The sequence below is a fragment of the Candidatus Dechloromonas phosphoritropha genome (assembly GCA_016722705.1).
Classification (GTDB): Bacteria; Pseudomonadota; Gammaproteobacteria; order Burkholderiales; family Rhodocyclaceae; genus Azonexus; species Azonexus phosphoritrophus.
On record JADKGN010000005.1, the window covers coordinates 156,535 to 179,292 of the forward strand.

At 61.0% G+C, this 22,758-nt stretch carries 27 protein-coding genes and 1 tRNA gene; 18 read left to right on the plus strand and 10 right to left on the minus strand.

The genetic code is table 11. The features are described from left to right. Positions 1–5 precede the first annotated feature (5 nt). The 9 genes from tnpB (IPP03_20355) to IPP03_20395 all read right to left on the minus strand — a co-directional run bounded on the left by tnpB (IPP03_20355) (position 6) and on the right by IPP03_20395 (position 5,167). Positions 6–383: an IS66 family insertion sequence element accessory protein TnpB gene (tnpB, locus tag IPP03_20355; protein ID MBL0354874.1), complete on the minus strand. Its 378-nt coding sequence runs from the start codon at positions 381–383 to the stop codon at positions 6–8. Continuing rightward, positions 383–691: an IS66 family insertion sequence element accessory protein TnpB gene (locus tag IPP03_20360; GenBank protein MBL0354875.1), complete on the minus strand. Its 309-nt coding sequence runs from the start codon at positions 689–691 to the stop codon at positions 383–385. Before IPP03_20360 ends, tnpB (IPP03_20355) begins: the two co-directional genes overlap by 1 nt. A gap of 78 nt (positions 692–769) precedes the next feature. Continuing rightward, positions 770–1,396: a hypothetical protein gene (locus IPP03_20365; protein ID MBL0354876.1), complete on the minus strand. Its 627-nt coding sequence runs from the start codon at positions 1,394–1,396 to the stop codon at positions 770–772. Positions 1,397–1,405: 9 nt separating this feature from the next. Next, entirely contained in the window at positions 1,406–1,783 is a 378-nt protein-coding gene (tnpB, locus tag IPP03_20370; GenBank protein ID MBL0354877.1) for an IS66 family insertion sequence element accessory protein TnpB, read from the minus strand. Beyond that, positions 1,783–2,091, minus strand: coding sequence for an IS66 family insertion sequence element accessory protein TnpB (locus IPP03_20375; protein ID MBL0354878.1), 309 nt, complete (start codon positions 2,089–2,091; stop codon positions 1,783–1,785). The genes tnpB (IPP03_20370) and IPP03_20375 overlap by 1 nt, the downstream gene beginning before the upstream one ends. After that, on the minus strand, positions 2,004–2,453 hold the full coding sequence (locus IPP03_20380; GenBank protein MBL0354879.1) for an enoyl-CoA hydratase/isomerase family protein: 450 nt from the start codon (positions 2,451–2,453) through the stop codon (positions 2,004–2,006). The genes IPP03_20375 and IPP03_20380 overlap by 88 nt, the downstream gene beginning before the upstream one ends. 263 nt (positions 2,454–2,716) lie before the next feature. Next, a complete protein-coding gene (locus tag IPP03_20385; GenBank protein ID MBL0354880.1) occupies positions 2,717–2,920 on the minus strand; it encodes a hypothetical protein in 204 nt (67 codons plus the stop codon). 734 nt (positions 2,921–3,654) lie between these two features. Then, positions 3,655–4,548 (minus strand): ISAs1 family transposase, encoded by an 894-nt coding sequence (locus tag IPP03_20390; GenBank protein ID MBL0354881.1) that lies wholly within the window; start codon positions 4,546–4,548, stop codon positions 3,655–3,657. A 175-nt stretch (positions 4,549–4,723) separates the two neighbouring features. Next, a complete protein-coding gene (locus tag IPP03_20395) occupies positions 4,724–5,167 on the minus strand; it encodes a universal stress protein (protein MBL0354882.1) in 444 nt (147 codons plus the stop codon). A 189-nt stretch (positions 5,168–5,356) separates the two neighbouring features. Here IPP03_20395 and IPP03_20400 point away from each other — a divergent pair, with 189 nt between their 5' ends. The 9 genes from IPP03_20400 to IPP03_20440 all read left to right on the plus strand — a co-directional run bounded on the left by IPP03_20400 (position 5,357) and on the right by IPP03_20440 (position 15,279). Continuing rightward, a complete protein-coding gene (locus tag IPP03_20400) occupies positions 5,357–7,105 on the plus strand; it encodes an alpha/beta fold hydrolase (protein ID MBL0354883.1) in 1,749 nt (582 codons plus the stop codon). A gap of 146 nt (positions 7,106–7,251) precedes the next feature. Beyond that, positions 7,252–7,698, plus strand: coding sequence for a hemerythrin domain-containing protein (locus IPP03_20405; GenBank protein MBL0354884.1), 447 nt, complete (start codon positions 7,252–7,254; stop codon positions 7,696–7,698). Further along, entirely contained in the window at positions 7,695–7,922 is a 228-nt protein-coding gene (locus tag IPP03_20410; protein MBL0354885.1) for a DUF2249 domain-containing protein, read from the plus strand. The genes IPP03_20405 and IPP03_20410 overlap by 4 nt, the downstream gene beginning before the upstream one ends. 12 nt (positions 7,923–7,934) lie before the next feature. Continuing rightward, the gene (locus tag IPP03_20415) at positions 7,935–9,233 is read left to right on the plus strand and encodes a hypothetical protein (protein ID MBL0354886.1); all 1,299 of its coding nucleotides are present in this window, start codon (positions 7,935–7,937) and stop codon (positions 9,231–9,233) included. After that, on the plus strand, positions 9,230–9,610 hold the full coding sequence (locus IPP03_20420; GenBank protein MBL0354887.1) for a SirB2 family protein: 381 nt from the start codon (positions 9,230–9,232) through the stop codon (positions 9,608–9,610). The genes IPP03_20415 and IPP03_20420 overlap by 4 nt, the downstream gene beginning before the upstream one ends. 250 nt (positions 9,611–9,860) lie before the next feature. Beyond that, a complete protein-coding gene (carA, locus tag IPP03_20425; protein ID MBL0354888.1) occupies positions 9,861–11,051 on the plus strand; it encodes a glutamine-hydrolyzing carbamoyl-phosphate synthase small subunit in 1,191 nt (396 codons plus the stop codon). Between the two features lie 11 nt (positions 11,052–11,062). Next, positions 11,063–14,269: a carbamoyl-phosphate synthase large subunit gene (carB, locus tag IPP03_20430; protein MBL0354889.1), complete on the plus strand. Its 3,207-nt coding sequence runs from the start codon at positions 11,063–11,065 to the stop codon at positions 14,267–14,269. Positions 14,270–14,334: 65 nt separating this feature from the next. Further along, positions 14,335–14,811 carry a transcription elongation factor GreA gene (gene greA, locus IPP03_20435; protein ID MBL0354890.1) on the plus strand — a complete coding sequence of 159 codons (477 nt, stop codon included), beginning with the start codon at positions 14,335–14,337 and terminating at the stop codon, positions 14,809–14,811. A 6-nt stretch (positions 14,812–14,817) separates the two neighbouring features. Next, complete coding sequence (locus IPP03_20440; protein ID MBL0354891.1) at positions 14,818–15,279, plus strand: DUF4149 domain-containing protein; 462 nt, start codon at positions 14,818–14,820, stop codon at positions 15,277–15,279. Here IPP03_20440 and yhbY read toward each other — a convergent pair whose 3' ends face one another. Further along, positions 15,280–15,642: a ribosome assembly RNA-binding protein YhbY gene (yhbY, locus tag IPP03_20445; GenBank protein ID MBL0354892.1), complete on the minus strand. Its 363-nt coding sequence runs from the start codon at positions 15,640–15,642 to the stop codon at positions 15,280–15,282. It abuts the gene before it with no gap. A gap of 32 nt (positions 15,643–15,674) precedes the next feature. Between yhbY and IPP03_20450 the strand changes: the two genes are divergently transcribed. From IPP03_20450 to IPP03_20490, 9 genes are all read left to right on the plus strand, one after another. Beyond that, the gene (locus tag IPP03_20450) at positions 15,675–16,292 is read left to right on the plus strand and encodes an RlmE family RNA methyltransferase (GenBank protein MBL0354893.1); all 618 of its coding nucleotides are present in this window, start codon (positions 15,675–15,677) and stop codon (positions 16,290–16,292) included. Positions 16,293–16,356: 64 nt separating this feature from the next. After that, positions 16,357–18,228, plus strand: coding sequence for an ATP-dependent zinc metalloprotease FtsH (ftsH, locus tag IPP03_20455; protein ID MBL0354894.1), 1,872 nt, complete (start codon positions 16,357–16,359; stop codon positions 18,226–18,228). A gap of 54 nt (positions 18,229–18,282) precedes the next feature. Further along, positions 18,283–19,122 (plus strand): dihydropteroate synthase, encoded by an 840-nt coding sequence (gene folP / locus IPP03_20460; GenBank protein ID MBL0354895.1) that lies wholly within the window; start codon positions 18,283–18,285, stop codon positions 19,120–19,122. Then, positions 19,115–20,467: a phosphoglucosamine mutase gene (gene glmM, locus IPP03_20465; protein MBL0354896.1), complete on the plus strand. Its 1,353-nt coding sequence runs from the start codon at positions 19,115–19,117 to the stop codon at positions 20,465–20,467. Before folP ends, glmM begins: the two co-directional genes overlap by 8 nt. A gap of 91 nt (positions 20,468–20,558) precedes the next feature. After that, a complete protein-coding gene (locus IPP03_20470) occupies positions 20,559–21,308 on the plus strand; it encodes a triose-phosphate isomerase (GenBank protein MBL0354897.1) in 750 nt (249 codons plus the stop codon). Continuing rightward, positions 21,308–21,691 carry a preprotein translocase subunit SecG gene (secG, locus tag IPP03_20475; protein MBL0354898.1) on the plus strand — a complete coding sequence of 128 codons (384 nt, stop codon included), beginning with the start codon at positions 21,308–21,310 and terminating at the stop codon, positions 21,689–21,691. Before IPP03_20470 ends, secG begins: the two co-directional genes overlap by 1 nt. A 51-nt stretch (positions 21,692–21,742) precedes the next feature. After that, positions 21,743–21,827 (plus strand) — tRNA-Leu (locus tag IPP03_20480). Positions 21,828–21,888: 61 nt separating this feature from the next. Further along, a complete protein-coding gene (locus tag IPP03_20485) occupies positions 21,889–22,263 on the plus strand; it encodes an NADH-quinone oxidoreductase subunit A (protein ID MBL0354899.1) in 375 nt (124 codons plus the stop codon). A gap of 9 nt (positions 22,264–22,272) precedes the next feature. Further along, positions 22,273–22,749 (plus strand): NADH-quinone oxidoreductase subunit B, encoded by a 477-nt coding sequence (locus IPP03_20490; protein ID MBL0354900.1) that lies wholly within the window; start codon positions 22,273–22,275, stop codon positions 22,747–22,749. Positions 22,750–22,758: the final 9 nt, after the last annotated feature.

Below are 22,758 nucleotides of genomic sequence, written 5' to 3' on the forward strand. Positions count from 1 at the left end.
GTATTTTAACACAAGCCGCTGTTTTGAAGCGTTTTTATGGGCGCTCCAGAGGCGTGATAACGCTTCTTCCGGCGTCCCGGCTCGATCCCTTCGAGGAGCAGTTTCAGACCGGTCCAGTCGATTTCGCACGTGCGCACTTTATCCCAGTTGGCGACGAAACGGCCTTCTTCGAGACGCTTGGCCCACAGGCAGAAGCCGCTGCGATCCCAGTAGAGCACCTTCACCTGAGTGCCACGGCGATTGAAGAAGACGAAGAGCTGGCCGCTCAGCGGGTCCTGACCGAGGACATGACGGGTGATCGCGTACAGACCGTCGAAGGATTTGCGCAGGTCGACCGGCTGGCCATAGACTTGGACGCGGATTTGGCCTTCAGGGAAAAACATCAGCGGCGCTCCAGCTGCAGGATCAGGCCGCCGCCGAGGTCGAGGGTGAGGTGGAAACGAGCGGGCGTCGCCGTGGTTGTGCTCAGAGGGCCGACGTCGACGAAGGTGGCCGGCTGGCCGCTGGCCTTGTCCTGACTGTCGAGGGCGATGCCCAGACGTGTGCGCCAGCGATGGAAGCTGGTATCGCTGATCCCTTCGCGTTTGCAGAAGGTCGCAACGTTCAAACCGCTGCCCGGAAATCGCGACAGCAACGCCTCCCATTCGCTCGCGCTACGCCGCACCCGCGACCCTTCCCCTGCCTTGGCCATCCTGGCCTCCTCCGCGTTTCGTGATTCGAGGAGGACATTGTCGACAGCACGATCGGCGCTGGAAAGAACGCCGCAGAGTTACCGGTTACGGCGTTGATGCTGGCGATACAGTGGCAGGTGGTAGGCAAATTTGTCAATCAGCAGTCCGGCGACGAAGCTGACGTCGGCCCGGCTGCCCTCAATGACACCGGCCGGCGCGTTGGCGCAGACCAGTGTCTGGTTACTCTTGAGCTTGATTACCGGCCGGCGATACTTGATCACCACGTAGCTACCCGGCCGTTGCGCCAGGCGATAGCTGTCCTTGTGGCTGATGACCTCGTAGTCCTCGGGAGAGAGGCCTTCGACTTCCGGCGCGGTGAGCTCGACGACTTCGACTGGGACGCGGTTCTCGTCGAAGAAGGGCACGCTTTCGTCACTGGGACGCTTGCTGGTCGGCTGACGGGTATGCGCGGCGACGGGGCGACCTGGTGACTCAGAACCTGGTGGGGGCGTCGGGAACTCGCCGAGACTCAGTTGGCCGCTCGGCGTGACGTCGATGCGTCGTTCGCTTTTCTGGCCGAAGATCTGGCGCTTGAACCAGTCGATTTGTTGCTTCAGTGCGGTGATTTCAGCAGACAGCGTCTGGCACAGATCCAGCACCTCTTGCGGGCACAATGCCGCGGCTTGTTCGAGGTTGTAAACCGTCTGGTAACGTGCTGAATCCATGCGTGTATTTTAACACAAGCCGCTGTTTTGAAGCGTTTTTATGGGCGCTCCAGAGGCGTGATAACGCTTCTTCCGGCGTCCCGGCTCGATCCCTTCGAGGAGCAGTTTCAGACCGGTCCAGTCGATTTCGCACGTGCGCACTTTATCCCAGTTGGCGACGAAACGGCCTTCTTCGAGACGCTTGGCCCACAGGCAGAAGCCGCTGCGATCCCAGTAGAGCACCTTCACCTGAGTGCCACGGCGATTGAAGAAGACGAAGAGCTGGCCGCTCAGCGGGTCCTGACCGAGGACATGACGGGTGATCGCGTACAGACCGTCGAAGGATTTGCGCAGGTCGACCGGCTGGCCATAGACTTGGACGCGGATTTGGCCTTCAGGGAAAAACATCAGCGGCGCTCCGGCTGCAGGATCAGGCCGCCGCCGAGGTCGAGGGTGAGGTGGAAACGAGCGGGCGTCGCCGTGGTTGTGCTCAGAGGGCCGACGTCGACGAAGGTGGCCGGCTGGCCGCTGGCCTTGTCCTGACTGTCGAGGGCGATGCCCAGACGTGTGCGCCAGCGATGGAAGCTGGTATCGCTGATCTCTTCGCGTTTGCAGAAGGTCGCAACGTTCAAACCGCTGCCCGGAAATCGCGACAGCAACGCCTCCCATTCGCTCGCGCTACGCCGCACCCGCGACCCTTCCCCTGCCTTGGCCATCCTGGCCTCCTCCGCGTTTCGTGATTCGAGGAGGACATTGTCGACAGCACGATCGGCGCTGGAAAGAACGCCGCAGAGTTACCGGTTACATCGTACTGATGGCACGACAACCAGATTTCCCTGGCCCGCTTCATGCCGATGGTGGGCGCCGTGAGCCCGGCGCCGCTTACCGTCTGGTCGCCACCCGGGCAGAAAGCCTCGGTGCCGGCGCCGGTCATGATGATGACACCGATGGCGTTGTCGTGATGGGCGTGGTGAACGGCGTCGATCAACTGCTTGACCGTTTCCGGGCGAAAGGTGTTGCGCTGTTCCGGACGGTCGATGGTGATCCGGGCGATGCCTTCGGTGGCATCGTAGAGAATGTCGGAATAGCTGGCCTGGGGGCTGCCAGGCGGGAAGGTGGTCGGATATGGCGTTGAGCAAAATTGCGGTCAGGCCGCAGGTATAGCCTGACCCGCAGCCCGCCGAATTGATCTGAGCGCGCTCAGCGGCGGATGAACCTCCGGCTCGCTGAATGCGGCATAGTCGGCGTTGTGCCGAAATGGTTGATGCGCATCCTGGGAAAGCGAATCACGAGGATTCAGCGTGGGCGCCGTCGTTGCCATCGTTGCTGTCAGCGCAGCATTCATGAATCGACATGGTTTTCCTCAGACAATTGATCGTGGCGGCGATGGTCGCCGTCCTTGTTCCGGTCCTTCAGGCCACCGAACCTCCCGACCACCAGTTCGAAGTCTTGTCGCGCCTGGCGGACGGCGGCCTCGGGGCGATGCCCGGGCAGACCGTCGAGGTTGATGTCGATCTCCCGGCCAGTTCCGGTTTTACCGTCCAAGTCATGGGCGAGCGTGCCGAAGCGCGCACCGCATGGCCTTCAACCAGGTCGCCGAGGGCTGGAGCTGGCGCCCCCTGGCCGATCCCGAGGGCGACAACTACTATCGCTACAAATTTCTGCCCCTGCGGTCGATGATGGTCGAGTGTGGAGAGTAGGTCCATGAAGACAAGATCGGCGTCCCGCAACTGGCCAAGGTCACGTGGCGTTATGACTACTTTCTCGCCTTTGAAAACCTTCATGATTTCTATCGGCGCGTCGCTGATGACGATACCGGCTTCAGTGCGGAACTGCCGGCTGGCGCCGAGGCATATCTCGAGATGCTGGCGCGGGTGCGCCTATTAGAGCCGGTGATCAGCGAAAGCACACCTTTTCAAGGCAACCTACGACAAGCCGACCGACCCCACCTTGAAGAAGCGCAACCTCATCGCCATGCTTGGAGAGGTGTATATCATCGATATGAAAAGCGACCGCTTTTACTGTCGCATCCCTCAGGGCAAACGCATTTACTCTTGAGGAGAGAGGCCGAGCAATGAGGCCCGATATTTTGGGAGTCGATCTGCGGTTTTTCGGCGGGAGCGCAAACTGCGCTTGGGGTACTGAGTATCTTGGCGTAGCAACGCAAGGGCGAACTTGCGCAGGGTGGCGAAGTTATGCGGCGCGTGGTCTTTGCGGACACGGCAGTTGTCCTCTCGAAACGTGACATCGAGCACCCAATGCAGGCTGTTCTCGATACCTCAATGACTGCGTGCTGCGTTGGCAAAAGACGCTGCGGTGGTGACGCCCTTGCTGCCGATGTAGAAGGCGCGCTCCTTGGAAAGCGTGCCGTTGATGTCCCGCTGTCGCTCGATCATGCCGACGCCAGCGAGTTTTGGCCAGTGTGTCTGGAACTTCTTGTCCAGCCAGGACAGGTTCGTGACCCACATCGCCCGTCGGGCTTCGATGCGGCCATGGTTCTTCTCGACAGATTGGAATCGATCAACCGGCAGCGTGCCGAAGCCGGCTGTCTCGCCATCAGAAAAGAACTCTCGCAAGGCATTCGCCAAGGTTTCCTGATTATCCTTGACGGCCAGCAGATAATCCCCGCTCTGGTCGAGAATCTTTCGGGCAATCTCGGTCTGGCAACCGATGGCATCAATCGTCACGATGCATCCCTTGAGGGTCAGTGTGTCGAGCAGCGCCTTGATGGCGGGTATCTCGTTGCCCTTGCCACGGGTATGCTCCTGGGCCAGACACAAGCCGCTGGCAGTGGCGTAAGCGCTGATCGTGTGCAGCGCGCTGTTATTGCCATCCCGGGAACCACAGGCGGTCTTGCCGTCGATGGCGACTACCCCCGCCACAACGCCGATGAGGCCACTGATCCATTCACGGAAACAGGTCTCGAATACTTGGGCATCCAGCAGGCGGAATACCCGGCCAAAAGTGTCATGGGACGGTGTGCCGTGCTCAAGAACCAGGTGCTGCTTCAGCCAAGCCTCGTTGTCCTCGGCCCATTCGGCGACATCCACCCAACTATCCGCTCCGCACAACACTGCCCACAGCGCCATCAGGATCATTTCCGTCAGATCGTGCCGCTGCGCAGGCCCGGTGCGAGGATCATCCAGACCAACAAATACTTCCGTCAGTGTCATTTCCATTCCCGACAAAAGTCGAGAGTAGACCTGATTCCGACCGAGTCCACAAGACCCCATCATAACTCACTGATAGTAAACAACTTTCCAGCAGGGTGTACGATATCTGCGTATGCAATAGCCCTGTCGCATCCCTCACGGGGCGGGACGCTGCTTCGCGCGCTGAAGCTGCCGCTCAGCGGTAGACCAGAACCGGAATCCTCGAATGAGTCAGCACCTTCTGGGTCTCGCTGCCGAGCAACAGGCCAGTGAGGCCGCGGCGGCCGTGCGAAGCCATGAAAATCAGGTCGCAGCCGGATTTCTCGGCGGCCTCGATGATAGCCTCGTAGGGCACATCGCTGGCTGCCGTCGCGCTTGCGCACTCGACACCCGCCGCGGCGCATTCGCTTTTCACCTCAGTGAGATATTCGCTTGCCTGCTGGTCGGCGAGTTCGGCAAATTTTTCCGGCGTGGTGGGATCGATCAGCGCACCTTCACCGAAATAGGCGATCGGGTATTCAGGTTTGGCGAAGAAGACCGTCACCTTCGCGCCGATTTCCTTGGCGAACATCACTCCCCGCTTTGCCGTCGCCCTGGAAAGCTCGGACCCGTCGGTCGGTACGAGAATGTGCTTGAACATGGTGCTTCCTCCTTTTTAGAACGTGCCAATATGGCGACTTTCTCAAATTCCATCCTACGCCAACTATCGGCAAAGCGGAACCGAATGTGCCAAAAGTGTCTGGCGGGAGCGCGATTAGGGCGCTCGCACCAAGAATTCGATGCGGGTCTATGGTATAAACGTCGCTCAATTGGCAAGGGAATTACCAGCATGTCCGAGATCTCGTCAGCAAAGTCACGCGGCATCGACCTAAGCGGCCTGAGTCCGCTGGAAACCGCCGGGATGGCTATCAGCAAGGCCGCCGATCCTTACGGCGTGACCTCGTCGCTGCTCAGTGCGCAGATGGCCTGGATGATGCACCCGCAAGAATTGCTGCGCGCCGCCAACGCCTTGTCGGGCGACCTGTTGGCCTTGCAAGCGCACGTTGTGCGGCGCGCGCTTGGCATGCCCTCCGAGGATGTGATCGAACCGAACCCCGACGATGTACGGTTCTCCGATCCGATATGGACCGATTCGGCGACCTGGGACATCATCAAAGAGTGGTATCTGGCCTTTACCCGCCGCCTGCAGGATATGTATTTCGAGACGCCGGGCCTGTCGGACAAGGAACGGCGGCGTGCTGCGTTCTGGCTGCGCAAATGGCTCAACATGGTGGCGCCGACCAATTATTTCTGGCTCAACCCGGTGGCCATGGAGCGTTTCGTGGCGACCAGTGGCGAGAGTCTCGCCCGTGGTTTCGAGAACTTCATGCGCGACGTGAAGGCCCGCAATATCCAGATGGTCGAACCCGATGCCTTCGTCGTCGGCAAGGATCTGGCGACGACGCCGGGTAAGGTGGTGTTCCGCAACCGCCTGGTCGAACTGATTCACTATGCGCCGACCACGGAAAAAGTACGGGCGCTGCCGATCGTCATCGTCACGCCGTGGATCAACAAGTTCTACATCCTCGACCTGAATTCCAAGAAGAGCATGGTCAAGTATCTGACCGATCAGGGGTTTTCGGTCTTCATCACGAGCTGGAAGAACCCTGGTGCCGAAATGTCCGAAGTGCGCTTCGACGACTATCTGCTCGAAGGCGTCAACGAGGTCGTGCGCGTCGCCAGCGAATTCTGCGAGGTGCCGCAGGTGCATCTGGTTGGTTACTGCATCGGCGGCACGCTGGTTTCGACCTACATGGCCTGGGCCAACAAGCGTTTCACTGCCGATCAGGTGCCAGTCGCGCACTGGTCGTTGCTCACTACGCTGACCGATTTTTCGCATCCCGGCGATATCGATGTCTTCATCGACGAAGCAAGCATCGGCGCGCTGGAAGAGTTGATGGACCAGAAGGGTTATCTCGACGGCAGCGAAATGGCCAGTTCCTTCCGCATGCTGCGCTCGAACAGCCTGATCTGGCATTACTGGGTGCGCAGCTACCTGATGGGCGAACCGCTGCCACCGATCGACGTGCTGTTCTGGAATATGGATACGACGCGCATGCCGCGCGCCATGCACTCGTATTACCTGCGCGAGATGTACCTGCACAACAACCTGATCAAGCGCGATCGCCTGAGCATTGCCGGCGAAGCGATCGACCTCGACCGCATCGTACAGCCGCTTTATGCGGTGACCGCCGAGGACGACCACATCGCGCCGTGGATCCAGTGCTACCGGATTCGCAAGTACGTTAACGTCAACGCCTCGGTGCGTTTCGTGCGCTCCAGTTCGGGCCACATCTTCGGCATCGTCAATCCACCCGTCAACCCGCCCAAGCGCTCCTACCGGATCGCCGAACCCGAGCGCAACGAGCACTGGGAACACTGGCTTGACCGGGCCGAAACGAAGCAGGGAACCTGGTGGGAGGACTGGACGCGCTGGCTGGGCGAGCGCTGTGGCGACATGGTCGTCGCCTATCCGGCGGTAAGCCGCAGTTTTCCGGCACTGGCCGATGCGCCAGGAACTTACGTTTTGGAAAAATAGGCCGCCTTTTCGGCAAGGTGAGCTGGATTTTTCGCGGACTTTCGGCGGCCTGCCACCGGCCATTGCTTACGTTTTCTTGACCGTGATTAAGGAGGGGGCGGCGCCGTATCCCGAGAATGGGGGCTTTCCAACCGTGCGAGTTCGCCATGACCACCATCCAGACCTTCATGACCGACGACCATCGTCGCTGCGACGATTTCTTTGCCGAGGCCGAGCAGGCCATCGGTAAGAAGAATCTGCCGGCGGCAAGGGCTGCGTTCAGTCACTTTCGCAATGCCATGCTCGCGCATTTCGACTGTGAGGAAAAAACCCTGTTCCCGACCTTCGAAGCCAAGACCGGCATGCGCATGGGGCCGACCCAGGTGATGCGCATGGAGCACGGCCAGATACGCGCGCTGCTCGATGATGCGGTCGACGCGCTGGAACAGGCAAATCCGGACGATTTTCTCGGGCTCGCCGATACCCTGCTGATCATGATGCAGCAGCACAACATGAAGGAAGAGAACATCCTCTACCCGATGTGCGACCAGCATCTCGCCGGTGAAACGCCCGAACTGCTGGCGTGCCTCGAAACCGAACTGGCCGAGTCGTGAGCCATCCGAAGACACCCCATGTCGTCGATGCGCGCTATATGGAGCCGCCGGAGCCGTTCGTGCAGACCATGGAAATGCTCGACACCCTGCAGCCCGGCGAGAAGATGCTCCTTCTTCTCTTCCGCGAGCCGCATCCGCTCTACAAAGTGCTCAGGCAGAACGGCCATGCCTACGAAACCGAGTTGCTCGCCGACGGCACCTTCGAAATCCTGATCTGGCACTGAACGGAGGCACGGATGCAGGCGCTGCTGTCGTTCGACAAGGCTCCCCCCTTCGCGGCCCCGCTGCGCTTCTTCCTCACGGCCCCGCTGTTCTCCCTGGCGGCGGGACTTCTGCTTCTGTTCGTCGGGCCCGATCTTCTGGCATCGCGCTGGACGCCGGGCCTGCTGGCGGCGACGCACCTGATCACGGTCGGTTTCATGCTCATGGTCATGCTCGGGGCTCTGATCCAGATCCTGCCGGTGGTCGCCGGCGCCAACCTCGACAACCCGCTGGCGGTTGCGCGCTGGCTGCATGCCGGCCTGTCAGTGGGAGCGCTTCTTCTGGCTGCGGGATTCCTGATCGGGCAAGCGGCTCTGCTGAGCACGGCGGCGCTGATCCTCGTTCTCGGCGTCGCGGCGTTTCTGGTCGCCAGCGGGCGGGCACTCTCCGGCGTGCCGTCAACCAGTCCGACGATCCGCGGTCTCAAGCTGGCGCTGGCAGGACTTGCCGGTGCGGTCGGACTCGGCGCCTGGCTGGCCCTCGCCATCGCCAACGGCTGGCCAGCCGCGCTGCCATCGCTGGTCGACCTGCACGTCGGCTGGGCGCTCGGTGCGTGGGCTGGTGTCCTGCTGGCGGCGCTGGCCTGTGTTCTCGTGCCGATGTTCCAGTTGACCCCTAGTTACCCGGCGCGGCCAAGCTGGTGGTTTCCTGGTGTCATGTTCGGGCTGATGGCTGCCTGGGGACTTGGCGTGGTCCTTGACGCGCAAGCAGCAATTCGACTGGCCCAGGCCCTGTCGGTGGCTGCCGGCATCGGCTTCGCCATTCTCACCCTCAAATTGCAGGCGCAGCGCCGGCGGGCACGCAGGGATGTCACTTACCGGTACTGGCAGATAGGGCTGGCGAGCGCCGTTTTCGCCCTCGCCATGGTGTTGACCGCAACAGTCTGGCTGCCGCTCGCCGACCTGCCCGGATGGAGCCTGTTCGCCGGCATCCTGTTGCTGGTCGGTGGCTTCATGTCGTTCATCATCGGCATGCTGTACAAGATCGTCCCGTTTCTCGCCTGGATGCATCTGCGCAACCGCGGCAGCGCCCGGTCACCGGTACCGAACATGAACAAGCTGCTGCCGGAGGCCGACATGCAGCGCCAGATGCAGGCGCATGCCGTGGCCCTTGCCCTGTTGCTGGCGGCGGTCATCCAGCCCGGCTGGCTGGCCCGGCCGGCCGGCATTGCGCTGGCGGTGGCCAGCGGCTGGCTGATGGTCAACCTGCTGGGCGCCGTGCGCCGTTACCGGCAGCATCTTGAAAAGCTCGACCGGGAAGCCGTGGCGGCATGAGTTACCTCGCGCTCAAGCATCTCCATGTCGCCTGCGTCGTGCTCAGCGGCCTCGGCTTCGCCCTGCGCGGCTGGTGGATGCTGGCCGGTTCGCCGCTGCTCAAGGCCCGCCTGGCCAAGGTCGTTCCCCATGTCGTCGACACCACGCTGCTCGGCAGTGCCGTGGTCATGGCCTGGCAGAGCGGCCAGTATCCGTTTGTGCAAGGCTGGCTGACCGCCAAGTTCTTTGGCCTGCTGGCCTACATCGTTTTCGGAACGGTGGCGTTGAAGCGTGGCAGGACGCCCCGCCAGCGCGGTTTTTTTCTGGTGCTCGCGCTGCTGGCTTATGCTTACATCGTCGGCGTGGCGCTGACGCGGAATCCGCTGCCCTGGTCGTGATCCGGCAAGGGCATGCAATGCGGGCCCCGGGAGAGGCGAACCCCCAGACAGCTTCCGAAGACGCTGCGTGAGCGGCACCTATCAAAGGCGGCCCAGCGGACCACGCCGCCCTTTGATACCCTGTAACCCCCTTCTTCGCCCTGGAAAGCGACAATCGACGGGTTGTGAATTTGCCCGGCCGGGTCGTTTCGGATAAAATCGCCTAGTTGAAAAGCACGAGCGGGGAGGCGCAAGCCTTCCCGCTCGGCACATGAACAAGCAGGAATTTCCAGGAGAGCCGGTCGTGTCGTTGCTGCCCTCATTTACACCCGCTATTCTTGCCCTGGCCGATGGAACGTTATTCCACGGGGAATCAATCGGCGCCGATGGCGTGACCAGCGGTGAGGTGGTTTTCAACACCGCCATGTCGGGCTATCAGGAAATCCTCACCGACCCGTCCTACTGCCGGCAGATCGTCACGCTGACCTACCCGCATATCGGCAACACAGGTTGCAATGCGGAAGATTTCGAATCCGACGCCAATTATGCCGCGGGTCTTGTCATCCGCGACCTGCCACGCCGCGCCTCGAACTGGCGTTGCGAAGACGACCTCGCGTCCTATCTAAAGAAGCATGGCATCGTCGCCATTGCCGGCATCGATACACGCAAGCTGACGCGCATCCTGCGTGAAAAGGGCACCCAGGCCGGTTGCATTCTGGCCGGTGAAGTCGACGAGTCCAAGGCGCTGGCCATGGCACGCGCTTTCCCGGGGCTGAATGGCATGGACCTGGCCAAGGTGGTTTCGGCCAAGGAAGGCTATGCCTGGACCGAGGCCGAGTGGACCTTGAAGGGTTACAAGCAGGCAGCGGAGCCACGTTTCCATGTTGTCGCCTACGATTTCGGCGTCAAGCGCAACATCCTGCGCATGCTCGCCGAGCGCGGTTGCAAGCTGACTGTCGTGCCGGCCCAGACGTCGGCCGCCGAGGTGCTGGCGCTGCAGCCGAATGGGGTTTTCCTGTCCAACGGCCCCGGTGATCCCGAGCCTTGCGATTACGCGATAGCAGCGATCCGCGAATTCCTCGATCGTGGCGTGCCGATCTTCGGCATCTGCCTTGGTCACCAGTTCCTCGCTCTGGCCTCTGGCGCCAAAACGCTGAAGATGAAGTTCGGCCACCATGGCGCCAACCATCCGGTCAAGGATCTGGATACCGGTCAGGTGCTGATCACCAGCCAGAACCACGGTTTCGCGGTCGACGCCGAATCCCTGCCCAAGAATCTGCGCGCCACCCATGTGTCGCTGTTCGACGGTTCCCTGCAAGGCATCGCCCGCATCGACGTTCCGGCCTTCTCCTTTCAGGGTCACCCGGAAGGGAGCCCGGGGCCGCACGATGTGGCTTACCTGTTCGACCGCTTCCTCGACACCATGACGCACGGCTTCGCGGCGCCGCAACCGGGACATTAAGGCAAATCAGCATGCCGAAACGTACAGACATTCAAAGCATCCTCATCATTGGTGCCGGACCGATCATCATCGGCCAGGCCTGTGAATTCGACTATTCCGGTGCCCAGGCCTGCAAGGCGCTGCGCGAGGAGGGCTACAAGGTCATCCTGGTGAACTCCAACCCTGCCACCATCATGACCGACCCGGAAATGGCCGACGTCACCTACATTGAGCCGATCACCTGGCAGGTCGTTGCCAAGATCATCGAGGCGGAGCGGCCCGACGCGCTGCTGCCGACCATGGGCGGCCAGACCGCGCTGAACTGCGCCCTCGATCTCGCCCGCGAAGGCGTGCTCGCCCAGTTCGGCGTCGAACTGATCGGCGCCTCCAGGGAAGCGATCGACAAGGCCGAGGATCGCCAGAAGTTCAAGAACGCGATGACCAGGATCGGGCTTGGTTCGGCCAAATCGGCGACCGCGCACAGCATGGAAGAAGCCTACCAGGTGCAGGCGGCGATTGGCTTCCCGACCATCATCCGCCCGTCCTTCACGCTGGGCGGCACCGGCGGCGGCATTGCCTACAATATGGAAGAGTTCGAGACCATCTGCAGGCGTGGTCTCGAAGCCTCGCCGACCAACGAATTGCTGATTGAGGAATCGTTGCTCGGCTGGAAGGAATTCGAGATGGAAGTCGTCCGCGACAAGGCGGACAACTGCATCATCGTTTGCTCGATCGAGAACCTCGACCCGATGGGCGTTCATACCGGCGACTCGATCACCGTGGCCCCGGCCCAGACGCTGACCGACAAAGAATACCAGATCCTGCGCAACGCCTCGATTGCCGTGCTGCGCGAGATCGGCGTCGATACTGGCGGCTCGAACGTCCAGTTCTCGATCAACCCGAAGGACGGTCGGATGATCGTCATCGAGATGAACCCGCGCGTCTCGCGTTCGTCGGCGCTGGCTTCCAAGGCGACCGGCTTCCCGATCGCCAAGATCGCGGCCAAACTGGCGGTCGGCTACACGCTCGATGAACTGGCCAACGACATCACCGGCGGCAAGACCCCGGCCTCCTTCGAGCCTTCCATCGACTACGTCGTCACCAAGGTGCCACGCTTCGCCTTCGAGAAGTTCCCGCAGGCCGATTCGACGCTGACCACGCAGATGAAGTCGGTTGGCGAAGTGATGGCCATCGGCCGCACCTTCCAGGAATCGCTGCAGAAAGCCTTGCGCGGCCTCGAAGTCGGTGTCGACGGCTTCAACCTGAAAACCGTCGATCCGGAAACCATCGACGAGCAACTGGCACGGCCAACGCCGGACCGCCTGTGGTACATCGCCGATGCTTTCGGTGTTGGCATGACGGTCGACAAGGTGTTCGACCTGACCAGGATCGACCCGTGGTTCCTCGTTCAGATCAAGGAACTCGTTGATCTTGAACTGGAAATAGAAAAACGCGATTTTTCGACGTTGACCGCAGAAGAACTGCGGTTCCTGAAGCGCAAGGGCTTCGCCGACCGCCGTCTGGCGCACCTGACCAAAACGACCGAAACTGCTGTCCGCCAGCGACGCCACGAACTGAATGTGCGCCCGGTCTACAAGCGTGTCGATACCTGCGCTGCCGAATTTTCGACAGATACCGCCTACATGTACTCGACCTATGAGGACGAGTGCGAAGCCAATCCGACCGACAACAAGAAGATCATGGTGCTCGGCGGCGGTCCGAACCGTATCGGTCAGGGCATCGAGTTCGACTACTGCTGCGTGCATGCCGCGATGGCGATGCGCGAAGACGGTTACGAAACGATCATGGTCAATTGCAACCCGGAAACCGTGTCCACCGATTACGACACCTCGGATCGCCTGTATTTTGAGCCGCTGACGCTGGAAGACGTGCTGGAAATCGTCGCCGTCGAGAAGCCGCTCGGCGTCATTGTCCAGTATGGTGGCCAGACTCCGCTCAAGCTCGCGCTGGCGCTCGAAGCGAATGGCGTGCCGATCATCGGGACGACGCCGGAATCGATCGACATTGCCGAAGACCGCGAGCGCTTCCAGAAGCTGCTGCACGAACTCGGCCTCAAGCAGCCGCCCAACCGCACGGCGCGCACCGAGGAAGACGCGCTGCGTCTGGCGGCCGAAATCGGCTATCCGCTGGTCGTCCGCCCGTCCTACGTGCTCGGTGGCCGCGCCATGGAAATCGTCCATGAGCGGAAGGATCTCGAACGCTACATGCGCGAGGCGGTCAAGGTTTCGCACGATTCGCCGGTGCTCCTCGACCGCTTTCTGAATGATGCCTGCGAGGTCGACGTCGATGCGCTTTCCGATGGCGACGAAGTCATCATCGGCGGTGTCATGGAGCACATCGAACAGGCCGGCGTGCACTCCGGCGACTCGGCCTGCTCCTTGCCGCCATACTCGCTGAGCCAGGCGGTGCAGGACGAGTTGCGCCGCCAGACCCGGTTGATGGCCAAGGCGTTGAACGTCTGCGGCCTGATGAACGTCCAGTTCGCGATCAAGGATGACGATATCTACGTGCTCGAGGTGAACCCGCGTGCCTCGCGCACGGTCCCCTTCGTGTCCAAGGCTACCGGGGTCCAGCTGGCCAAGATCGCGGCACGCTGCATGGCAGGCCGTACCCTGAAGGAGCAGGGCGTGACGGGCGAAGTCGTTCCGCCTTACTACTCGGTCAAGGAAGCTGTTTTCCCCTTCGTCAAGTTCCCGGGGGTCGACACCATTCTCGGCCCGGAAATGAAGTCGACCGGGGAAGTCATGGGCGTCGGTATGACCTTCGCCGAAGCCTTCGTCAAGTCGCAACTGGCCTCCAGTGTCACGCTGCCGTCGTCGGGCAGGATCTTCCTGTCGGTCAAGGATAGCGACAAGCCAAAGGTGGTGGAGATTGCGCGTCAATTGAACGAGGCCGGGTTCCAGTTGGTGGCGACGCGCGGGACGGCGTATGCACTCGAGGTCGCCGGGCTATCGGTGCAGCAGGTCAACAAGGTCACCGAAGGCCGCCCGCATATCGTCGACATGATCAAGAACAACGAAATTTCGCTGATCATCAACACCGTCGAGGAAAAGCGTCTGGCGATCAACGACTCGCGGTCGATCCGTACCTCGGGTCTGCAGGCGCGGGTGACGATGTTTACGACGATCTGGGGTGCCGAGGCGGCTGCGGAAGGGATTCGCAACCTTGGCGAGCTGGTGGTCTATCCGATTCAAACGTTGCACGAGCAGCTTCACTGAGATAAACAATAGCCGCCGGGCTGCCCCGTTCGGGCGCCGGCGGTTTGCTTTTGCTGGAATAAATGATGAGTAAAGTTCCGTTGACCGTAGCCGGTGCCGAGAAATTGCGGGCCGAGCTGCACCGCTTGAAAACGGTCGAGCGTCCCAGGGTGATTGCGGCGATTGCCGAAGCGCGTGCGCATGGCGACCTCTCCGAAAATGCCGAATATGATGCCGCCAAAGAGCGCCAGGGCTTTCTCGAAGGGCGCATCAAGGATGTCGAGGGCAAGCTGGCCCACGCCCAGATCATCGACCCGATGCTGCTCGATGCCGATGGTCGCTGCGTTTTCGGGGCTACCGTCGACCTCGAGGATCAGGAGTCAGGCGACGGTGTGACCTACCAGATCGTCGGCGAGGACGAGGCCGATATCAAGATCGGCAAGCTGTCGGTCGCCTCGCCGATGGCCCGCGCGCTGATCGGCAAGTACGCGGGCGACATCGCCCAGGTTCAGGCCCCCGGTGGGATCCGTGAATACGAGATCATCGACGTCCGCTACGAGTAATCAGTGGTGCGCAAACTTTCCGAAGCCCTCTATTTCATTGCCATAACCCTGTGGGCAGGCGGCACGTGGGCAATCGGCTACATCGTGGCGCCGGTTCTCTTTTCGAGTCTGGGCGACCGCCAGCTTGCGGGAATGGTGGCCGGCAAGCTGTTCGCGTTGATCGGCTGGATTGGCCTCGGCAGCGCCGCTTACCTCCTCATCTTCCTAGTTGCCCGCTGGGGTGGGCGGGTAGTCAGGAATGGCGTCTTCTGGCTGGTGCTGCTGATGGCCGTGCTGGTGGCAGCCAGCCAGTTCGGCATTCAGCCCTTGATGGCGCAACTCAAAACCGACGCCCTGCCGCGCGAGGTCATGCAAAGCGTGTTGCGCGACCGCTTTGTGGCGTGGCACGGCGCTTCCAGCATTCTTTATATGATGCAGAGCCTGCTTGGTTTGTGGCTGGTGGTCTGGGCCAACCGGGGATTGCGGTAGTCAGCCCTGGAAGCTGCGCTTGCTCTTGCGCGGGGCCGATGCCGGGCGGTGCGATTTTGGGCGTTTTTCAGGGTTGACCGCAACGGCCGGTTTTTCGGCAGGGCGGTAGACCACCAGCAGTTTGCCGATATGCTGAACCGGCGCAGCGTTGAGGTCGGCACAGATCTGTTCGAGATAGGCGACGCGGTCTTCGCGACTGTCGCCATGAACGCGAACCTTGATCAGCTCGTGGGCCTTGAGATTGACGTCGATTTCATTGAGCACGCCCGCGGTCAGGCCGTTCTCGGCGATCGAGACGACGGGATTCAGATTGTGAGCACGGGCACGCAATTCACGGCGTGCGACGGACGATAATTGCAGCATGGGTAAACCTTTCAAAAACGGCATCTTACCGAATGGCTAGAACAAGAACCAGCAAAGCGTGGATGCGCGAGCATGTCAATGACCCGTATGTGCAGCTCGCCAGGAAGGAAGGCTGGCGTTCGCGCGCCGCATTCAAGCTCATGGAAATCGACGACCGGGACAAGCTGCTGCGTAGTGGCGAGGTCGTCGTCGATCTTGGGGCGACCCCCGGTGGCTGGTCACAGGTGGCCGCTAGGCGAGTGGGCGCTGGCGGTCTCGTGCTCGCCATGGATCTGCTCGACATGGAGCCGATCCATGGCGTCGACTTCATCCAGGGTGATTTTCGCGACGAAGAGATTCTTGCGAAGCTGGAAGAAAAACTGGCCGGCCGCCCGCTGGGACTTGTAATGTCCGACATGGCCCCCAATATGTCGGGAGTGCCGCTTGTCGATCAGGCGCGCATCATGCACCTCGCCGAACTCGGCCTGGATTTTTGCAGGGCGCATCTGAAACCTGAAGGCGCCTTCTTGGTCAAAGTGTTCCAGGGAACGGATTACGAGGCTTTTGTGCGTTCGATGCGCGAGGTGTTCAGGGCGGTTGTGGTGCGCAAGCCGGATGCGTCGCGGGGCAGGAGTGCCGAGCTTTATTTGCTCGGCAGTGTGCTGCGATGATAGTTGTGTATAGAATGGCGTCTTTGTCGCTCGACGCTGTCAAAGGAGAGCAAGCTTGAACAACATGTTCAAAAATCTGGCAATCTGGATGGTCATCGGCCTCGTGCTGATGACGGTGTTCAATCAGTTCAGCACCCGCCAGGTCGCACAGAATTCGATCGAATACTCGCAGTTTCTCGATGAAGTGAAACAGGGGCACATCACCAAGGTGCTCATTGAAGGCCGCACCCTGAAGGGGACGACCACCGAAGGCAAGCGCATAACCTCCTACTCGCCGCCCGATCTCTGGATGGTTTCCGACTTGCTCAAGAACGGTGTCAAGATCGAGGCCAAGCCGGAAGAGGAGCCTTCCTTCCTGATGAACATTTTCGTCAGCTGGTTCCCGATGTTGCTGCTGATCGGCGTCTGGGTCTTCTTCATGCGCCAGATGCAGGGCGGCGGCAAGGGCGGCGCCTTCTCGTTCGGGAAGTCGCGCGCCCGGATGACCGACGAAGCACAGAATGTCGTTACCTTCGCCGATGTCGCGGGTTGCGACGAAGCCAAGGAAGAGGTTCAGGAAATCGTTGATTTCCTGCGCGATCCCTCCAAGTTCCAGAAGCTCGGTGGCCACGTTCCCAAGGGTGTGCTGATGGTCGGCAACCCGGGTACCGGCAAGACATTGCTCGCCAGGGCCATCGCCGGCGAAGCCAAGGTGCCGTTCTTCAGTATTTCCGGTTCCGATTTCGTCGAAATGTTTGTCGGCGTCGGCGCGGCGCGCGTTCGCGACATGTTCGAGAACGCCAAGAAGCATGCGCCGTGCATCATCTTCATCGATGAAATCGACGCCGTCGGCCGCCATCGCGGCGCCGGTCTCGGCGGCGGCAACGATGAACGTGAGCAGACGCTGAATCAGATGCTCGTCGAGATGGATGGCTTCGAAGGCCACGCCAGCATCATCGTCATCGCCGCAACCAACCGTCCTGACATCCTTGATCCGGCGCTGTTGCGCCCTGGCCGTTTCGACCGTCAGGTCGTCGTGCCGTTACCCGATATCCGCGGCCGCGAGGAAATTCTCAAGGTTCACATGCGCAAGGTGCCGATCGCCGGCGATGTCAGGGCTGACATCATCGCCCGCGGCACGCCCGGTTTCTCGGGGGCCGATCTCGCCAACCTGGTCAATGAGTCCGCCCTGTTCGCCGCGCGCGGCAACAAGCGCCTGGTCGACATGGAAGATTTCGAGAAGGCCAAGGACAAGATCATGATGGGCGCCGAGCGCCGCAGCATGGTCATGTCCGAAGAGGAGAAGCGCAACACGGCCTACCATGAATCCGGACACGCCGTCATCGCCAAGTTGATGCCGAAGTCCGACCCGGTGCACAAGGTCACGATCATCCCGCGGGGCCGCGCTTTGGGCCTGACCATGCAATTGCCGGAGGAGGATCGCTATTCCTACGACCGCCAATACCTGATGAGCCGGATCGCTGTTCTGTTCGGTGGGCGCATTGCAGAAGAACTGTTCATGGACCAGATGACGACCGGCGCCTCCAACGATTTCGAACGTGCTACCGCTTTGGCGCGCGACATGGTTACCCGCTATGGCATGTCGGAAATGGGCGTGATGGTCTATGGTGAAAACGAGGGTGAGGTCTTCCTCGGCCGCTCGGTCACGCAGCACAAGAATGTTTCCGAGGCGACGATGCAGAAGGTCGACGCTGAAATCCGCCGCATCGTCGACGAGCAGTACGCGCTCGCCCGCGGGTTGCTGGAAGAGAATCGCGACAAGGTGGAAGCGATGGCATACGCTCTCCTCGAATGGGAAACCATCGATTCCGAGCAGATCGATGACATCATGGCCGGCAAGCCGCCACGGCCGCCGAAGCCGACGCAGAGCACCTCGCGTCCGTCTGCGCCGAATGATTCTCCGGGCGCCGAGCCAAGCGCACCGGCGACCGCCTGATCGTTACGCTTCTTAGCCAAGCCGGGAGTCAACTCCCGGTTTTTCATTTCTGCCATGCCTGACCTACACTGCGGACGCTTCCGGCTGTCCCTTGATCGCCCGCTGATCATGGGTATCGTCAATCTCACACCGGATTCGTTCTCGGGTGACGGCATGGGCTCCGACGTCGATCGCGCCATACGCCATGCTCGTCAACAGCTTCGCTCAGGTGCCGACATTCTCGACATTGGCGCCGAGTCGTCGCGGCCCGGCGCCATTCCGACGCCTGAAGATGAGGAATTGCGGCGACTGTTTCCGGTCCTTCGCGAGATGGTCGGCTGGGGTGTGCCGGTTTCCGTCGATACCTACAAGCCGGTGGTGATGCGCGCCGCGCTGGCCGAGGGAGCCTCGATGATCAACGACATCAGCGCTCTCAGGAACCCCGACGCGATGGCCGCGGTCGCGGCCAGCGATTGTGCCGTATGCCTGATGCACATGCAGGGAGAACCCGGAACGATGCAGAACGCTCCGGCGTACAGCGACGTCGTACGGGAAGTCCGCGAGTTTCTGGCAGCGCGTGTCGCGGCTGCCCGCGCGGCCGGGATCGATGACTGTCGTCTGGTTCTCGATCCGGGTTTCGGTTTCGGAAAGAGCCTGCAACACAATCTTGCCCTTTTTCGGGCGTTGACCGCAACAGGCGTCGATACCTTGCCGCTGCTGGTTGGTGTCTCGCGGAAAGCGATGCTGGGCGCCATTACCGGCCGGTCAGTGGACCAGCGATTGGCGGCCAGTATTGCCGCGGCGACCCTGGCAGCCCAGAAAGGTGCGAAAATATTGCGTGTGCACAATGTCGCCGAAACCAGGGATGCGCTGGCAGTCCTGGCGGCAATCGAAGAGGGAGTCGACAATGGGTAAGAAGTATTTTGGCACTGATGGCGTGCGTGGCCATGTCGGACAAGCGCCGATCACGCCTGATTTCGTAATGCGTCTGGGGTACGCAACCGGCAAGGTGCTGCTCAAGCGTACCGTGATGCCGGAGGGCGACCGCCCTGCGGTCCTCATCGGCAAGGACACCCGGCTCTCCGGGTACATGCTCGAAGCCGCACTGGAGGCCGGATTCTCGGCAGCCGGTGTCGATGTCTCGCTGGTCGGGCCCATACCGACGCCGGCGGTTGCCTATCTGACCCGGGCGCTCCGCTTGCAGGCGGGCGCCGTGATTTCCGCTTCACACAACCCTTATTACGATAACGGCATCAAGTTCTTCTCGGCGCAGGGCGCCAAGTTGCCCGATGATGTCGAACACGCGATCGAGGAGGTCATTGATCAGCCGATGGTTTGCGTGCCGGCGGCCGATCTCGGGCGGGCAAGGAGGATCGGCGATGCGCGCGGCCGCTACATCGAATTCTGCAAGAGCACGTTTCCCAACGATCTCGATCTGCGCGGCCTTAGGATCGTCGTCGATTGTGCCCACGGGGCAGCCTACCACACGGCGCCAGATGTCTTCCATGAACTCGGCGCCGATGTGGTAGCGATCGGTGCGCAGCCCAACGGCCTTAACATCAACGACGGATTCGGTGCGACGGCGCCCGCAGCCTTGTGCGAGGCTGTCCTTGCTGAACGCGCGGACCTCGGCATCGCCCTTGACGGCGACGCCGATCGTCTGCAGATGGTCGACGCTCAGGGGAGGCTCTACGACGGCGATCAGCTGCTTTACGCGATTGTCCGCAATCGGGCAAAGCACGGGCAGGTCAGGGGTGTCGCCGGAACGCTGATGACCAATCTGGCGCTCGAGCATGCCCTGGGCCGAATGGACATTCCCTTCGCGCGAGCGGCCGTCGGCGACCGTTACGTCCTCGAGATGCTGCAGGACCGAGGCTGGATCTTCGGTGGGGAGAACTCGGGACATATCCTTGCCCTCGACCGCCACACCACCGGGGATGGCACGGTCGCTGCCCTGCAGGTGCTGGCGGCATTGAGGGAGTCGGACGGCGACCTGGCCAAGTTGCTGGGAGATCTGGAACTCTACCCACAGAAGCTGATCAACGTACCGATGGTCAAGAGCTTTCCCTGGCACGATGACGATTCGATTCGTGGGGCGCGGGAAAATATCGAGAATCGCCTGTCCGGCAGGGGGCGCATCCTGTTGCGCGCTTCCGGTACGGAGCCGTTGCTGCGGGTAATGGTGGAAGGAGAGGATGCGACAGAAGTTCTTGAAGCAGCAGAGGAGCTTGCCAGAGTGGTGCGTGAGGCCGCCCAATGAGACCGCAGGCGCCTGCATTTCTTGACCCTCGTGGTGACTGCCGGCTATAATTTCCAAGTTGTCTACCTATCCTCATCGGACTCACCCTCACATGCGCAAGAAGCTTGTCGCCGGAAACTGGAAGATGTACGGCAGCTTTCAGAAGAACGCCGCTTTGCTCGACCATCTGAAGGCCGGGATGGTGACGGTACAGTGCGATGTTGCAGTGTGCGTGCCGTATCCGTTCCTGGCGCAGGTCCAGTCCGCGCTGGTCGGCACCCCGATACTGTGGGGGGCACAGTCGGTCAGTGAGCACGATTCCGGCGCCTTTACCGGTGAAGTGTCCGCGTCCATGCTTTGCGAGTTCGGTTGTCGTTACGTGCTGGTCGGGCATTCCGAGCGGCGTAGCCTGTTCGGCGAAAGCGACGCGGTCGTTGCGGCAAAGTTTTCTGCGGCACAGAAGGTGGGCCTGGTGCCGATCCTGTGCTTGGGGGAGTCGCTGGCCGAGCGCGAGGCTGGCCAGACGATGGCGGTGGTTGCGCGACAGTTGCGCGCGGTAATTGACGACGCAGGAGTTTCGGCGCTGGCCGCGGCGGTGGTTGCCTATGAGCCGGTGTGGGCTATCGGGACCGGTGTGACGGCATCGCCCGCGCAAGCGCAGGAGGTGCATGCGGCTATCCGTGCCCAGGTGGCGGGGCTGGACGAAGAGCTGGCAAAGGTTCTGTGTATTCTCTATGGCGGTAGCGTCAAGCCGCAGAACTCTGCCGAGTTGTTCGCTCAGGCTGACATCGATGGGGGCTTGATTGGCGGGGCGGCACTGGTTGCCGAGGACTTTCTAGCGATTTGCCTGGCGGCAAACTGATGGGCGAACACATGAACTGGCTTTTCTCTCTTCTTCTGACGATCCATATTCTGGTGGCATTGTCGATTATCGGCCTCGTGCTGATGCAGCATGGCAAGGGGGCCGATATGGGGGCCGCCTTCGGCAGCGGCGCCTCAGGCAGCCTGTTCGGGGCGACCGGTTCGGCAAATTTTCTTAGTCGGACCACGGGCGTTCTGGCGGCGGTGTTCTTCTTGACCAGCCTTAGTCTGGCCTATGTAGCCTCGCAAAAGCCAAAAACGGTTGGCAGTGTGATGCAGGAAACGGTACAATCTCAGCCGTCGTCACAGCCTGCAGCCATGGGCGGTGAGTCGTCTGTGGTTCCTGCGGAAGCGGGTTCCAAGGCAAAGGATATTCCGAAGTAACGAAGGGCGGATTCCACGGCATGTTCCTCGCCGGGGTGGCCGAATAGCAGTGCCGACGTGGTGGAATTGGTAGACACGCTATCTTGAGGGGGTAGTGGCGAGAGCTGTGCGAGTTCGAGTCTCGCCGTCGGCACCAAAATGGGGGCAGTGGCCGAGAGGCGCGCTGTTTCGTACAAGAAACTGAATATTGGCGGCGGATGATGGAAAACTACTTTCCAATCCTGATGTTCGTTCTGGTGGGGATCGCGGTCGGCGTATTGCCGGTTGCAATGGGATTTATGCTCGCTCCCAGTCGTCCGGACCCCGAGAAACTCTCTCCTTACGAATGCGGCTTCGAGGCATTCGAGGATGCGCGCATGAAATTTGACGTGCGCTATTACCTGATTGCCATCCTTTTCATTCTCTTCGATCTGGAAATCGCCTTCCTGTTCCCTTGGGCCACGATTTTCAAGGATATCGTTGCGGCGGAATCGATAAGGTTGTTTGGATTTATCGAGATGCTGGTCTTCGTTTCCGTCCTGGTCATTGGCTATGTGTACGCCTGGGCCAAGGGCGCGCTTGAATGGGAATAGGGCTCGATCATGGGTATTGAAGGCGTCCTCCAGGAAGGCTTTGTCACAACGACGGCCGACAAGCTTATCAACTACATGCGCACCGGGTCGATGTGGCCGATGACATTCGGTCTGGCTTGTTGTGCGATCGAGATGATCCATGCCGGTTGCGCACGTTATGACCTCGACCGTTTCGGCATAGTCTTCCGCGGCAGTCCGCGACAGTCCGACGTGATGATCGTCGCCGGTACCCTGACCAACAAGATGGCGCCTGCGCTACGCAAGGTTTACGACCAGATGTCGGAGCCGCGCTGGGTGGTCTCGATGGGGTCGTGCGCCAATGGTGGCGGTTACTACCATTACGCCTATTCGGTGGTGCGCGGGTGTGATCGTATCGTGCCGGTCGACATCTACGTGCCGGGCTGTCCGCCGACGGCTGAAGCCTTGATTTACGGTCTCATTCAGCTTCAGAACAAGATTCGTCGTACCAATACCATTGCTCGTTAATTGTCGAGG